The sequence below is a fragment of the Aureimonas sp. AU4 genome (genome assembly GCF_001463765.1).
Lineage (GTDB): Bacteria > Pseudomonadota > Alphaproteobacteria > Rhizobiales > Rhizobiaceae > Aureimonas.
The window spans coordinates 56,815-69,856 of the sequence record NZ_BBWK01000051.1; the positions used below are offsets into that span (position 1 = coordinate 56,815).

General features: G+C 70.7%; 14 protein-coding genes. 4 read left to right on the forward strand and 10 right to left on the reverse strand.

All coding sequences use genetic code 11. From position 1 onward, the window contains the following. Positions 1-30 precede the first annotated feature (30 nt). From AUL35_RS15420 to AUL35_RS15450, 7 genes are all read right to left on the reverse strand, one after another. Entirely contained in the window at positions 31-1,233 is a 1,203-nt protein-coding gene (locus tag AUL35_RS15420) for a hypothetical protein (protein ID WP_062016302.1), read from the reverse strand. Positions 1,234-1,269: 36 nt separating this feature from the next. After that, complete coding sequence (locus AUL35_RS15425) at positions 1,270-1,731, reverse strand: type III secretion system chaperone (protein WP_192847106.1); 462 nt, start codon at positions 1,729-1,731, stop codon at positions 1,270-1,272. Between the two features lie 96 nt (positions 1,732-1,827). After that, on the reverse strand, positions 1,828-2,277 hold the full coding sequence (locus AUL35_RS15430; RefSeq protein WP_062016306.1) for a DMT family transporter: 450 nt from the start codon (positions 2,275-2,277) through the stop codon (positions 1,828-1,830). After that, the gene (locus AUL35_RS15435) at positions 2,274-2,765 is read right to left on the reverse strand and encodes a DMT family transporter (RefSeq protein ID WP_062016308.1); all 492 of its coding nucleotides are present in this window, start codon (positions 2,763-2,765) and stop codon (positions 2,274-2,276) included. Before AUL35_RS15435 ends, AUL35_RS15430 begins: the two co-directional genes overlap by 4 nt. A 30-nt stretch (positions 2,766-2,795) precedes the next feature. After that, positions 2,796-3,842: an Hsp33 family molecular chaperone gene (locus tag AUL35_RS15440; protein ID WP_062016310.1), complete on the reverse strand. Its 1,047-nt coding sequence runs from the start codon at positions 3,840-3,842 to the stop codon at positions 2,796-2,798. Further along, positions 3,787-4,743, reverse strand: a complete 957-nt coding sequence (gene argF, locus AUL35_RS15445) for an ornithine carbamoyltransferase (protein ID WP_062016312.1) — start codon at positions 4,741-4,743, stop codon at positions 3,787-3,789. The genes AUL35_RS15440 and argF overlap by 56 nt, the downstream gene beginning before the upstream one ends. Beyond that, complete coding sequence (locus AUL35_RS15450; RefSeq protein ID WP_062016313.1) at positions 4,740-5,942, reverse strand: aspartate aminotransferase family protein; 1,203 nt, start codon at positions 5,940-5,942, stop codon at positions 4,740-4,742. The genes argF and AUL35_RS15450 overlap by 4 nt, the downstream gene beginning before the upstream one ends. A gap of 405 nt (positions 5,943-6,347) precedes the next feature. Between AUL35_RS15450 and AUL35_RS15455 the strand changes: the two genes are divergently transcribed. Further along, complete coding sequence (locus AUL35_RS15455; RefSeq protein ID WP_062016315.1) at positions 6,348-6,926, forward strand: GcrA family cell cycle regulator; 579 nt, start codon at positions 6,348-6,350, stop codon at positions 6,924-6,926. Positions 6,927-6,989: 63 nt separating this feature from the next. Next, positions 6,990-7,253, forward strand: coding sequence for a DUF3297 family protein (locus tag AUL35_RS15460; RefSeq protein ID WP_062016317.1), 264 nt, complete (start codon positions 6,990-6,992; stop codon positions 7,251-7,253). Positions 7,254-7,271: 18 nt separating this feature from the next. On the opposite strand, the gene AUL35_RS15465 is transcribed toward AUL35_RS15460, so the two are convergent. Further along, positions 7,272-8,810, reverse strand: a complete 1,539-nt coding sequence (locus AUL35_RS15465) for a UxaA family hydrolase (RefSeq protein ID WP_062016319.1) — start codon at positions 8,808-8,810, stop codon at positions 7,272-7,274. Between the two features lie 188 nt (positions 8,811-8,998). Here AUL35_RS15465 and nth point away from each other — a divergent pair, with 188 nt between their 5' ends. Next, positions 8,999-9,802 carry an endonuclease III gene (gene nth, locus AUL35_RS15470; protein ID WP_062016321.1) on the forward strand — a complete coding sequence of 268 codons (804 nt, stop codon included), beginning with the start codon at positions 8,999-9,001 and terminating at the stop codon, positions 9,800-9,802. Positions 9,803-9,984: 182 nt separating this feature from the next. Here nth and dinB read toward each other — a convergent pair whose 3' ends face one another. Continuing rightward, positions 9,985-11,088, reverse strand: coding sequence for a DNA polymerase IV (dinB, locus tag AUL35_RS15475; RefSeq protein WP_062016323.1), 1,104 nt, complete (start codon positions 11,086-11,088; stop codon positions 9,985-9,987). A 94-nt stretch (positions 11,089-11,182) separates the two neighbouring features. Beyond that, positions 11,183-11,773, reverse strand: a complete 591-nt coding sequence (locus AUL35_RS15480) for a tyrosine-protein phosphatase (protein WP_062016325.1) — start codon at positions 11,771-11,773, stop codon at positions 11,183-11,185. A 214-nt stretch (positions 11,774-11,987) separates the two neighbouring features. On the opposite strand from AUL35_RS15480, the gene AUL35_RS15485 reads away from it, so the two are divergent. Next, a complete protein-coding gene (locus AUL35_RS15485; protein WP_244493793.1) occupies positions 11,988-12,833 on the forward strand; it encodes a sugar phosphate isomerase/epimerase in 846 nt (281 codons plus the stop codon). Positions 12,834-13,042: the final 209 nt, after the last annotated feature.

Below are 13,042 nucleotides of genomic sequence, written 5' to 3' on the forward strand. Positions count from 1 at the left end.
GCACGCCCGGGCTCGGCGTGCTTGCCCACGTCAGCGGACGAAGCTCGACATCTCCTCGGTCGCCATCAGGTTTTCGAGACTGAGGGCCTGGAACGCGGCATGACCGCGCTCCGCCATCGCCGCGCCGAGGCGCATCAGATTGTCGTGCGTGCGGGTGGCCAGCGCTTCCAGTTGAGGCCGCCGGCTATCGGGAATGACGCCCGCCTGGGTGGCCTTGGGCAGCTCGCCCCGGGCGGCCTCGGCCTTGGTGCAGTGCTGAAAGAAGGTCGTCACGGCGATCGCATTGAGACCCTGGAGGGAATCGCGATCGGCACCCTGCACCAGGAGAGGTCCGAAGGTTCGAAGGGACCCTTCCTGCCCGCTCAGAAGGTTCTTGAGCGCGGTCTTGAACGAGGCGGTCTGGTTCGTCTGATCGACGGCGTCGTGGCGGGCGGCCACGAGCGTGCAGGCGTCCATCGGCAAGCGTTCGGCCGTCCTCCGTATCGCGGCATCGCTCCCGTCGCCGAAGATCATGTCGTTCAAGCGCTCCATGTTGTCGATGAAGCGATCCACCGATGCGTCGATCTCGCTGTCGGTGCGCAGGGCATCCGAGGCCGAAACGCTTTCGGGGTTTCCTCGGAAGGTCGCAAGTTCGGTGCCGCCCAGGCTGTCCCGGAAGGACTGAAGCTCCGGACCGAACGTGGCGTCCACCATCCCTCTCAAGGCTTCGTCGGACTCCTTGAGCTCACCGCCCCGCAGCGTGGAACCGCCCCCTCCCGGCTGGAACGTCGCCTCCTGCTGCAGAACCACGGCATGAGCGGCCAGGGCCATCTCGCCGATCGTGCGGGTGGGCGCCCGCTCGGGCGCGGCGACGGCAGCCGCGGTCTGGACCGCCGTGCCGGCCCCGCTCGCGGGCCTCTCGGCTCGCAGGGCGTGAAAACCGTCGGCGATCCGTCCCGGAACGCTGGAGACGGCCTTCCAGGCGCTTGCCATCGCCTTCTCGATGGGTTGCAGGACGGCCTGATCGGCTCGCTGGAGACCCTCCTTCAACAAACCCACGGCGACCGAGCCGCCGAAGGCGATCTTCGTGAAGAAGCTGGAGACCGCGTCCTTCAGGGCGGTGCGGGCGGCAGGTCGGGCAGCGCTGCCGAGATCCACGTCGAAGAAGGGACCCGAGCCCTCGGCCGCCTTGGACGGCGCCGCGTGAGCGACCTGCTGGGGAACAGCGTTGTTTCCCACTCGCGTCATGGACATGGAAGCGCTCCTTCAGGAAGACGATGGTGCGGAAGATCAGATGCGGATCATGCGATCGGCGTCGGCAGGCGCGGCGGCCATGTCGCCCGGCCCCCTCGCCTGGACGATTCCCGCGGCATCCGGGGACGTCCAGAAGGCGAGGTAGCGCAGGAAATCGGCGAAGGCGGCCTCCAGCGCGCGGGCATCGAGCCGCGTCACGTCGAGGCCTAGGCCAAAGGTCACCACCCCGTCGCGCGGATCGAGCGAGATGCGGCCCGTGCCGGTCGCCTCGCCCAGGTAGTTGGCGGTGAGGAGCTGGACCAGCGCCTCGCGCGGGAGGTCCGTACCAAGCTGCGGGATTTCCGAGAGAAGTTCGAGACGCGCGGCATCGACCCGCACGACCACGACCGACCACCGCCGCTGGAAGACCAGTTCGACCTGGCCGTTCCCGTCCCATCGCAGCCCCTGGATGCCTGAGAGACCTTCCAGGGTCTCCAGAGCCTCGTCCGTATCGCGCATCGTCGCCTCCGCCTGCATGCCGGTCATCGGTATGCGCCCAGGCAGAGCGATGCGCTGTGACGTTCGTCACGCGAAGGGTGCGACAGGCGTCCGCGCTCAGGCGTCTCGCGGCGCAACGCTCGTTGAGGGGCGGGGGCGACGCGTGAGGGCGGCGCCGGCGAGGATCAGCGCCACGCCCAGCATCGCCGCCCAGAGGCGCAAGGGGCGGCCCGTCGCCCAGTCGAGCGCGACGCCCGACACCATCTGGCCGGCGATCATCAGGAGCGCGGTGCGCGCGGCGCCGAGCCGGGCGATCACCCAGCTTCCCGCCGCCACGAAGACGACGCCGACCGGCCCGCCGAGATAGCTCCACCAGGGCGCGAGACGCGCGCCCGGCACGAGAAGTCCGCCCACGACCAGCCCGAGCAGCGTCAGCGCTCCGAAGCCGACCGCGTGGTTCCAGAACGAGGCCGTGAGCGGCGAGGTCGAGAGGCTGAGGCGGCCGTTCAGCTGCCGGCTGAGCCCGACCAGGACGCCGGCGAGGGTTGCGAGGACGAGGAAGGTCACGGCTCGGCGCCGGCAAACAGGATGATCAGCGCGCTGCCCGACAGGATCAGGAGAAGCGCCGCGCCGTCGCGCCGGTCGGGCCGGCGCGACGGCAGGCCGAACCAGCCGAAGCGGTCCGCCAGGAGCGCGAAGACGACCTGGCCGAGAAGCCCGAGCGCCAGCGTCCCGGCAAGTCCCAGGCCGCTGTTCACGGCCTGCGAGGTGATGATCACGGTGAGCGCGCCCGACAGGCCGCCGGCATAGGCCCAGAGGGGCGCCCGCAAGCGCGGCGCACCGACCGCCTCCGGAGCGGGGGCCCGGCGGCGCCGGCCGCGAAGGGCAAGGAGAAGCGCGGTGGCGGCGAGCGTTCCCGTGCCGTGCGCCGCCCAGGACGAGAAGACCGGGCCCGCCGCCGCCCCGAGCGCGCCGTTGAACTGGACCATGATGGTCAGGAGCGCGCCGGTTCCCAGCGCCGCCGCGATGGCCAGCGGCCCGCCCTCGTTCCTCATCGCTCCGTCCGGTTTCAAGCCATCGGCTCGTCAGGCCTTCGGCTCGAACTCCTCGGGCGAGAAGCTGTAGCTCTCGCCGCAGAATTCGCACTTCACGTCGATCCGGCCGTTCTCGACGCTCTCGTCGATCTCCTCGGCGGAGAAGCCGGCCAAGACGCCGCGGATCTTCTCGCGCGTGCAGGAGCAGTCGTCGCGCACGGGGACGGGCTCGAAGACGCGCACGCCGCGCTCGTGGAAGAGGCGGAACAGGAGGCGCTCCACGCCGACTTCCGGGTCGGCGAGCTCGGACGGCTCGACCGTGCCGACCAGCGCCTGAACCTCGGTCCAGCTGTCGTCCTCGAGCGGAGCGGCGATCTCCGTACCCTCGGGCGCGTCGCCGCCCGGCAGGTCGATGACGCGCAGGCGCTCGGGCGCCTCGGGCAGGAACTGGGCGATCAGGCCGCCCGCGCGCCAGGTCTCGCGGAAGCCCTCGCCCTCGATGCGCCGCGCGATGCGCGCGACGGCGAGGCGCACCACGGTCGGGATCTGCTCGCTCTGGCGGAAGTAGGTCTCGGCGACCTGTTCCAGCGAGGCGCCGTCGAGCTCGACGATGCCCTGGTAGCGCTGGGTGTGCGGCCCCTGGTCGATGGTGAGGGCCATGATGCCGCGCCCCAGGAGATCGGGCGCCTGCAGGCGCCCCTCGGCCTCGGCCGCGGCCAGGAGCTCGGCGTCGAAGCGCGCGTAGGCGCGCACCGAGGAGGGCGTCGTGAAGTCCACCACCAGAAGGTCGACGGGCCCGTCGGTCTGGGTCTGGGCCGAGAACTTGCCGCTGAACTTCAGCGAGGTTCCGAGCAGAACAGTCAGCGCCACCATCTCGGCCAGAAGCTGCGAGACGGGCGCGGGATAGTCGTGGCGCGCGAGGATCGCGTCCACCATCGTGCCGAGCTGCACGGCACGCCCGCGCGCGTCGAGCGCCTCGACCGCGAAGGGCACCACCGCGTCGTCGCCGGCAAAGCCGAATTGCCCGAGTTCCCGCACGCCCTCAGCCACGCGACGCGACCTCGCCGAAGGCCCAGGCCAGGATCGACTTCTGGGCATGGAGGCGGTTCTCCGCCTCGTCGAAGACGACCGACTGCGGCCCGTCGATCACCGCGTCGGTGACCTCCTCGCCGCGATGGGCCGGCAGGCAGTGCATGAACAGGGCGTCCGGCGCGGCCTCGGCCATGAGGCGCTCGTTCACCTGGTAGGGCTGGAAGACGTTGTGGCCGCGCGCCTGGTCCTCGCGGCCCATCGAGACCCACGTGTCGGTGACGACGCAATCCGCGCCGCTGACGGCCTCAACGGCATCGTGCGTCAGATGGAGGCGCGTGCCGGCCGCCCTTGCCCGCTCGACGAAGCGCGGGTCGGGCTCCGAGCCCTCGGGCGTCGCGATGCGCAGCGTGAAGTCGAAGCAGCCCGCCGCCTCGATCAGGGAGTTCAGGACGTTGTTGCCGTCGCCGGTCCAGGCGAAGGTGCGCCCCTTCACGGGGCCGCGATGCTCCTCGAAGGTTAGGATGTCGGCCATGATCTGGCAGGGATGTGTGTCGTCGGTCAGTGCGTTGATCACCGGCACGGTGGCGCTTTCCGCCATCTCCAGAAGCCGCGAATGCACGGTCGTGCGGATCATGATGGCATCGACGTAGCGCGACAGGACGCGCGCCGTGTCGGCGATCGTCTCGGCGCGGCCGAGCTGCATCTCCGAGCCCGACAGGAACAGCGTCTCGCCACCGAGCTGGCGCATGGCGACGTCGAACGAGACGCGCGTGCGCGTGGACGGCTTCTCGAAGATCATGGCGAGCGTGCGCCCCTCGAGCGGGCGGGGGCCGGCGCGGCCCTCGCGCTTGCGCGCGCCCGCGTCGTCGAGGATGGCGCGAAGGTCGGCCGCCGAAACGGCCGAAAGGTCGAGGAAGTGGCGCGGCGCGTCCCGGCCGGTCGTCCGGGTTTCCCGAAGCGCGCTCATGCCGCCGCTCCCCTCGCCTTGTCGCGCAGCGTCGCGAGCGCGTCGTCGATGCGCGAGACCGCCTCGCGCACCTCGTCCGCCGTGATCGTGAGGGGCGGCAGGAAGCGCACGACGTTGTCGCCGGCGGGCGCCGCCAAGAGGCTCTTATCGCGCAGGGCGCCGATCAGCTCGCCGTTCGGCACGGTGGGCTTGAGGCCGATCAGCAGCCCCTCGCCGCGCACCGCCTCCACCATGTCGGGGTAGCGGTCCTGCAGCGAGGCGAGGCCCTGGCGCAGGAGCGAGGCGGTGCGGCGCACCTCCTCGAGGAAGCCGTCGGCCAGGACCACGTCGAGCACCGCGTTGCCGACCGCCATGGCGAGCGGGTTGCCGCCGAAGGTCGTGCCGTGCGTGCCCGGCGTCATGCCCTTGGCGGCCTCGGCGGTGGCAAGGCACACGCCCATCGGGAAGCCGCCGCCGATGCCCTTGGCGGAGGCGAGGATGTCGGGCGCGGCGCCCGAACGCTCGTAGGCGAAGAAGGTGCCGGTGCGCCCGACGCCGGTCTGCACCTCGTCGTAGATCAGGAGGATGCCCTCCTTGTCGCAGAGCTCGCGCAGACCGCGAAGGCAGACGTCGGGCACGGCGCGGATGCCGCCCTCGCCCTGGATCGGCTCGACGAGGATCGCGGCGGTCTCGGGCGTGAGGGCGGTGCGCAGCGCCTCGTGGTCGCCGAAGGGCACCTGGTCGAAGCCCTCGACCTTCGGGCCGAAGCCTTCCAGGTACTTGGCCTGCCCGCCGGCCGCGATGGTGGCGAGCGTGCGGCCGTGGAAGGCGCCCGCGAAGGTAAGGATGCGATAGCGCTCGGGCCGGCCCGAGACGTAGTGGTAGCGCCGCGCGGTCTTGATCGCGCATTCCAGCGCTTCCGCGCCGGAATTGGTGAAGAAGGCCTTGTCGGCGAAGGTGGCGTCCACCAGCCGCTGGCCGAGGCGCCGCTGCTCGGGGATCTCGAAGAGGTTCGAGACGTGCCACAGCTTGGCCGCCTGATCGGCCAGCGCCTTCGCCAGGTGCGGATGGGCGTGGCCGAGCGAGTTCACCGCGATGCCGCCGGTGAGATCGAGATAGCGTCGCCCCTCGGTGTCGATCAGCCAGACGCCCTCGCCTCGCTCGACGCTGAGGTTCGCTCTGGCGAAGGTCGAAAACAGCGGATCGTCGGCCTGGTGCATGACGGGGCTTCGGCTTGGGGAGGAACGGGAAGGGCGAGGCTCGCGGCCGTGGCGGCGGATCGGGCGGGAGGACGGGCCTCGACGGAGCGCGAGCCCCGGCTATACCACGGCCGAGCGGCGCATTGTCAATCAAGGGCGGGCGCCGGGCGGGCGCCGCGGCCCCGTCGCGCCCGCCTTCTGTCCTGTTGATAAGCGACCGGCCGGAGCCCTGGAGCTTGCCGCAACCTTGCCTTGCGAAGCGCCACCACGCTAACAGACAAGGCAACACCCGGCGGGCGTGGCGAACGGCCTTGCGTTTCAAGGACGAGCCGGGCGCGGGACCTGATGTCCCCGACGCTTCCGACGCCCGCATTCCTCCTCGGGCCGCTCCCACGCGCCCGGCAGTTGCAAGGAGTGTTCGACCGCATGAGTTGGACCGACGAACGGATCGATTCCCTGAAGCGCCTATGGGGCGACGGGCTGAGCGCCAGCCAGATCGCCTCGCAGCTCGGCGGCGTCAGCCGCAACGCGGTGATCGGCAAGGTGCATCGCCTGAAGCTCGAGAGCCGCATCAAGCCGCCCGCCGACGCCCTGAAGCGCGAAGCGCTTCTGGAAGGCGCGGTGATGCCGGCCGCCCCGGCGCCGGTCGCCCCGCCCGCCGCCCCGGCGCTCCCGCGCCTCGTGGTGTCGACGCCCGCCCCGGCGGCGGCCGCGCCCGCACCCCGCTTCGTCGCCCCCGCCATCGAGATGCCCGAGCCCGAGGGCTTGGCGCTCGATACGGTCGGGGAGACCCGCGTGTCGACGGGCCTCGTGGAGGCGGCGCCCGCCACGCGCAACCTGACGCTGATCCAGCTGTCGGAGCGCACCTGCAAGTGGCCGCTCGGCGATCCGCTCAGCAACGAGTTCCGCTTCTGCGGCAACCACTCGCGCGATGCCTCGCCCTACTGCGCCTACCACGCGCGCCTGGCCTTCCAGCCGGCCTCCGAGCGCCGCCGCGTTCGCTAGAGCCCGTTGGCAGGGCGGCCCGGCTTCCGCTAGAGGGGGCTCCGAACCCGAAAGGAGCCCGCCATGAGCGATCCGAAGTCCGTCGCCCTGCCCGATCGCCTCGCGATCGACCCCGACAGCCCCTATCACGATGCCGACCTTCTCCAGCGCGGCATCGGCATCCGCTTCAAGGGCGCGGAAAAGACTAATGTCGAGGAATACTGCGTCAGCGAGGGCTGGATCCGCGTGGCGGCCGGAACCGCGCGCGACCGCAAGGGCAAGCCGCTGCTCCTGAAGCTGCGCGGCCCCGTCGAGCCCTATCTCAAGGACGACGCGGAGGAGGGCTGAGCCCTCCCCCTCTGGCGCTCAGGTGATCGCGCCGAGCTGCCAGGGCACGAACTCGTTGTCGCCGTAGTCGTAGATCTCGCTTCGGGTGCGCTCGCCCGAAGCCGTGGCCAGGATTTGCTCGAACATGCGCCGGCCCGCCGCCTCGATCGTCTCGGCGCCCGTGACGATGCCCCCGCAGTCGAAGTCCATGTCCTCGCTCATGTGCTCGAACATGGGCGTGTTGGTCGCGACCTTGATGGTCGGCACCGGCTTCCAGCCCGACACCGAGCCGCGCCCCGTGGTGAAGACGAGGACGTTGCAGCCGCCCGCCACCTGACCCGTCACCGCCACCGGGTCGTAGCCCGGCGTGTCCATGAAGACGAAGCCCTGCGCGTCGATGGGCTCGGCATATTCGTAGACCGCCTCCAGCGGCATCGAGCCGCCCTTGGCCACCGCGCCGAGCGATTTTTCCAGGATCGTGGTCAGCCCGCCGGCCTTGTTGCCGTGCGAGGGGTTGTTGTTCAGCTCCGCCCCGTGGCGCTCGGTGTAGGACTGCCACCACTCGATGCGGTCGATCAGCTTCTGCGCGACGGCGGGCGTCGCCGCGCGGCGCGTCAGGAGATGCTCGGCGCCGTAGATCTCGGGCGTCTCGGCGAGGCACGTCGTGCCGCCATGGCGCACCAGAAGGTCCGAGGCGTAGCCCAGCGCCGGGTTGGCCGAGATGCCGCTGTAGCCGTCCGAGCCTCCGCATTCGAGCGCGAGCTTCAGCCCCGAGAGCGGCTGGGGGGTGCGCTGCGCGGCGTTGGCCTCGGGCAGCATGCCCCGGATGATCGCGATGGCCTCCTCGATCGTGCGCCGCGTGCCGCCGCGATCCTGGATCGTCATGGTGCGCAGGCGCGCGCTCTCCTCCAGCCCGTAGCGGCGCTGGATGAAGGAGATCTGGTTCGACTCGCAGCCGAGCCCGATCATCAGGATGCCCGCGAAGTTCGGATGGCGCGCATAGCCCGAGAGCGTGCGCGTCAGGTAGTCGTAGGCCTCCGACTTCACCGACAGGGCGCAGCCCTGCCCGTGGGTCAGCGCGACCACGCCGTCGACGTTGGGAAAACCCTCTAGGCCGCCCTTGTTGTTGAAGTGGTCGGCGACGGCCTTGGCGACCGTGGCCGAGCAGTTCACCGAGGAGACGATGCCGATGTAGTTGCGCGTTCCGACCTGCCCGTCGGCGCGCGCATAGCCTTGGAACGTCCGGCGCTCGGCTTCCGGCAGGAGCGGCGTCGGGCGCGCGTCGGCGCAGAACTCGTGCCGCACGGCGCTGTCCTGCATGGCGAGGTTGTGCAGGTGGACATGGTCGCCGGGCGCGATGTCGGCGGTGGCGAGGCCGATCACCTGCCCGTATTTCAGGACCCGGCCGCCGGCCGGAACCGCGCGGATGGCGACCTTGTGGCCGCTCGGGATCTCGGCGCGCGCCGCGATCGCCTCGACGCCGAGCGGCTCGCCGGCCGCCACCACGCGCCGCGCGACCGCCACGTCGTCGTCGGGGTTGAGAACGATCACGGGGGCGGCGTCGGGGCGGGTCAGCATCGCAGGCACTTTCTGGCGGAAAGCCGGATCCTCCCCCGGCCGGGCGCGGCGCCACCTTCGTGTCTCGGGCCTCGGGAAGTCAAGGCCGTGGCGTCGGGCGTCAGATGGGGAGCGATCGGCCCGGCACCAAATCGCCGCAGGCGGCAAGCGGATGGAACCGGGCGAATTCGTTAACGATTGGCGCTTTCATGGCCCAGCTACCTCTTGGCGGCCCCGCCGCGCCCCTCGCCCCTTCGCCCGTCCCGGATCGGCGCAGGGCCCGCCCGCGCGAGCCCGCCCGCACGGGCGCGAAGCCGTCCGCCGATCCCGATGCCGCGCTTCGCGCCAAGGCCCTTCTCGTGCACAAGCGCCTGTGCGCCGAGTACCATTGCCCGATCGGCTACTTTCACGACCTCGACCCGGTCAGCGAGCTCGTCTCCTCGCTCCTGTCGCACCGAACGCGCAACGCGGACTCGGGCGCGGCCTTCAAGCGGCTGCGCGAGCGCTTCTCCACATGGGAGGAGGTGATCGAGGCGCCGACCGCCGAGGTGGAGGAAGCGATCCGCGGCGTGCGCTGGCCCGAGCTCAAGGCGCCGCGCATCCAGGAGATCCTGGCGCAGGTGCTCGCGCGCGTCGGCGATCTCGAGCTCGACTTCCTCGCCGAGATGGGTGTCGACCGGGCGCGCGCGTGGCTGGAGGAGCTGTCCGGCATCGGTCCCAAGACCAGCGCGGCGGTGCTGTCCTTCTCGCGTCTGCGCATGCCCGCCCTGCCGGTCGACAGCCATCACCACCGTGTCGCGCAGCGGCTCGGCCTGATCGGCGCGAAGGTGGCGGTCGGCCCGAGCCACGCGATCCTGCGCGCCCAGCTTCCCGCCGACTGGGACGCCCAGACGCTCTACGACAACCACGAGATCCTGATGCTGCACGGCCAGCGCGTCTGCCACCACCGCGCGCCCCGCTGCGGCGCGTGCGCGGTCGCCGACATCTGCCCGAGCGCGGGAAGCGCCGGGTGAAGCGTCCCAACGCGTCGTTTGGCCTAGGCTCAGAGAAGCACGATCAAGCTCAATCAGCGCTTCAACGCGTCTCAAACCATTTCCGCAAGCGACGGTACCGCTGCGGCCGATGCCCGACCGTCTTCTTCCCCACAGCGCTTGAAGCCACCATTCCCTTCTGGCTCCGAGCAGGAGCCCTGACCCTAGAAGGGCAGGGCGAACTGGCCGCCCGCAAACTCCTCGCCGTCCGAAGCGGGACCGGCCAGCGCCGACAGCGTGACGCCGAGAAGGCGCACGCCGCGCGGGTCGGGCGCAAGGTCCGCCAGAAGCCGGAAGGCCTGGGCCTCCAGCGCGGCGCGGCTGTCGACCGGACGCGGGCCGGACAGGGCGCGGGTGATCTGCCGGAAGTCGGCGTATTTCACCTTCAGCGTCACGGTGCGACCGCGCGTGCCCGTCGCCTCGCAGTGGCGCCAGACCTTGTCGAGGATGGGGCCGAGCGCCTCGCGCATCTCCGCCTTGTCGTGGATGTCGCGACCGAACGTGTTCTCGGCGCCCACCGACTTGCGGATGCGGTTGGCGCGCACGGGCCGCTCGTCGATGCCGCGCGCGATGCCATGGTAGTAGGGTCCGATCTTGCCGAAATGCTCGGTGAGAAAGGCGACGCTCCGCTCGCGCAGGTCCCGGCCCGTCCGGATGCCGAGCCGCTCCATCTTGGCCGCCGTGGCCGGGCCGACGCCATGGAAGCGCGCGACGGGCAGATCCGCGACGAACGCCGCGCCCATCTGGGGCGTCACCACGAAGAGCCCGTCGGGCTTGCGGTGGTCGGAGGCGAGCTTGGCGAGGAACTTGTTGTAGGACACGCCGGCCGAGGCGGTGAGCCCGGTCCGCTCGCGGATGCGGGCGCGGATCATTTCGGCGATGTGCGTCGCCGAAATGATCCCGCCCTTGTTCTCGGTGACGTCGAGATAGGCCTCGTCCAGCGAGAGCGGCTCGATCGCGTCGGTATGTTCGGCGAAGACGGTGCGGATCTCGGCCGAGATCGCCTTGTAGACGTCGAAGCGGGGCTTGACGAAGACGAGGTCGGGGCAGCGGCGGCGCGCGGTCACCGAGGGCATGGCGGAGCGCACGCCGAACGCCCTCGCCTCGTAGCTGGCGGCGGCCACCACGCCGCGCTCGGCCGAGCCGCCCACCGCCACGGGCCGCCCGCGAAGCGAAGGATCGTCGCGCTGCTCCACCGACGCATAGAAGGCGTCCATGTCGATATGGATGATCTTGCGGGTCGGTGCGGCGGAGCTGCTGGCGGGCATGAGGTCGGAGAATGGCGGATCGCGGGGCGACCGTTAGCCTATCGCGGCCCGCCCTTCACGTCTCTGCCCCCTATCGCCGGTGGAAGGCGGGCGGTCACGGACGGGGCGAGAGATCCCCGGCTACGCGCTCGCGCGCCGCCTCGTGGCGCGTGGCGAAGCGGACGAAGGCGGTGTCCATCGCGCGCGTCGGGCTCCCGGCGAAGGGGAAGTGGCCGTAGAGCAGCGAGAGCTGCTCGCCCGCCTCCTCCGGGCTCTCGCCCGCGACCGTCAGCTCGTAGACGGCCGAGGCGAGGCCGCTGCGGTCCGATCCGCCCTGGCAGTGGACGAGAAGGGGCTTGGGCATCCGGGCGACCAGCGCGGCGACTTCGTCCATCGTGGCGTCGTCCGGCTCGCTGCGGGCCGAGATGGCGAGCGAGCGGTAGTCGACCCCGTGGCGCGCGGCCACCGCCGCCTCGTCCCGCCACCAGGACGCTTCGGGATGGGCGCCGCGCAGGTTCAGGACGGAGCGGATGCCGGCGGAGCGGATCAGGCCGTCGAGGCGCTCGGCGGTCAGCTGACCGGAGCGGTAGAGGCCGGGCGCGACCTGATGGACGTTGCCGGTCCCGTACTGGATGCCGGCCCAGGCGGCGACCAGCAGTACGGCGGGCAGGGTGACGGCTGTGACGCGGTTGGCGAGCGAGCGCATGGCAACGGCCTCCGGACGCCCGGTTCGCGCCCCTGGTCCGATCTAGCGCCCCCGCATCGCGGGCCTGTGTCGATTCCTATAAGCTTTCGTATAGTGCGCGGACGCATGGGGGGTAGGCACGAGGCCGCAACGGCGTCGGCAAGGGGAGGAGAAGTTCGATGAACAAGCTCGGTGTTCATGCGCTCGTCTGGGAGGCGGGCTGGAGCCACGAGGAATGCGCGCGCGCCATTCGCAACACGGCGGAGATCGGCTACGACTTCATCGAGGTGCCGGCGCTCGATCCGAGCCTGATCGACCCGAGTTCACGCGCCGCGAACTCGAGACGGCGGGCATCGGCGTCTCGTTCTCGCTCGGGCTCGACTTCGACAGCGACATCTCGTCGGGCGACCCGGAGAAGCGCGAGCGCGGCCGGCGCAAGCTCGAGGACGCCGTGCGCGTGTGCCGCGACTGCGGCGGCCGCACGATCGGAGGCATCCTCTACTCGGGCTTCGGCAAATATGCCGTGCCGCCGACGCGCGAGGGCATCCGGCAGTCGGCGGAGACGTTGGCAAGGGTTGCCGAAATCGCGGCGCGCAGCGACATCACGCTCGCCCTCGAAGTGGTGAACCGTTACGAGACCAACATCTGCAACACCGCCGCCCAAGGGGTGGAGATGGTTCGGCTCGTCGGCGCGCCGAACGTGAAGGTGCATCTCGACGTCTATCACATGAACATCGAGGAATCCGACATCGCCCAGGCCATCGTCGATGCCGGCCCCCACATCGGCTACTTCCACACGGGCGACTCGCATCGCGGCTACATGGGATCGGGCTCGATCGACCTGACCGCCGTGTTCCGGGCCTTGGTGCGGGCGCGCTATGAGGGACCGATCGCCTTCGAAAGCTTCTCCTCGCGCGTTGTCGGCCAGCCGCTGGAAGGCATTCTCGGCATCTGGCGAAACCTGTGGGAGGACAGCCGAGACCTCGCCTCCCACGCGCTCATGTACACGCGCGCCATGCTGAAGGCCGCGCAGGAGGCCGAGCGTCAGGCCACCGAGCGCAGCCGCCTGCCCCTCGGCTGAGAAGCGGACGCCCTGGCACGTCGCACGTCCAGGGCTCGGGGCGTGCGACAACCTTCGTTGTTTCGATGCGCGGAAGAGTCCTGCATCGCGGGAGGCTCGGTTTCAGCACGGGAGAGCCGTGGCTCACTTCGCCAAAGGCACGATCAAACCATGTCACACGAGCCTTGCGGATTTCGCACTGTGGGCTGCGGCAGAGTGGATAAGAGTGG

What these genes read in the sequence shown, in the direction of transcription:
- dinB (WP_062016323.1), bottom strand. Translation starts at nt 11,088, where the DNA reads ATGCCCGCCAGCAGCTCCGCCGCACCGACCCGCAAGATCATCCATATC.
- AUL35_RS15465 (WP_062016319.1), bottom strand. Translation starts at nt 8,810, where the DNA reads ATGCTGACCCGCCCCGACGCCGCCCCCGTGATCGTTCTCAACCCCGAC.
- AUL35_RS15425 (WP_192847106.1), bottom strand. Translation starts at nt 1,731, where the DNA reads ATGCGCGATACGGACGAGGCTCTGGAGACCCTGGAAGGTCTCTCAGGC.
- argF (WP_062016312.1), bottom strand. Translation starts at nt 4,743, where the DNA reads ATGAGCGCGCTTCGGGAAACCCGGACGACCGGCCGGGACGCGCCGCGC.
- AUL35_RS15460 (WP_062016317.1), top strand. Translation starts at nt 6,990, where the DNA reads ATGAGCGATCCGAAGTCCGTCGCCCTGCCCGATCGCCTCGCGATCGAC.
- AUL35_RS15435 (WP_062016308.1), bottom strand. Translation starts at nt 2,765, where the DNA reads ATGAGGAACGAGGGCGGGCCGCTGGCCATCGCGGCGGCGCTGGGAACC.
- AUL35_RS15485 (WP_244493793.1), top strand. Translation starts at nt 11,988, where the DNA reads ATGCGCGCGCGCCATTCGCAACACGGCGGAGATCGGCTACGACTTCAT.
- AUL35_RS15450 (WP_062016313.1), bottom strand. Translation starts at nt 5,942, where the DNA reads ATGCACCAGGCCGACGATCCGCTGTTTTCGACCTTCGCCAGAGCGAAC.
- nth (WP_062016321.1), top strand. Translation starts at nt 8,999, where the DNA reads ATGGCCCAGCTACCTCTTGGCGGCCCCGCCGCGCCCCTCGCCCCTTCG.
- AUL35_RS15455 (WP_062016315.1), top strand. Translation starts at nt 6,348, where the DNA reads ATGAGTTGGACCGACGAACGGATCGATTCCCTGAAGCGCCTATGGGGC.
- AUL35_RS15440 (WP_062016310.1), bottom strand. Translation starts at nt 3,842, where the DNA reads ATGCCCAGAAGTCGATCCTGGCCTGGGCCTTCGGCGAGGTCGCGTCGC.
- AUL35_RS15420 (WP_062016302.1), bottom strand. Translation starts at nt 1,233, where the DNA reads ATGTCCATGACGCGAGTGGGAAACAACGCTGTTCCCCAGCAGGTCGCT.
- AUL35_RS15480 (WP_062016325.1), bottom strand. Translation starts at nt 11,773, where the DNA reads ATGCGCTCGCTCGCCAACCGCGTCACAGCCGTCACCCTGCCCGCCGTA.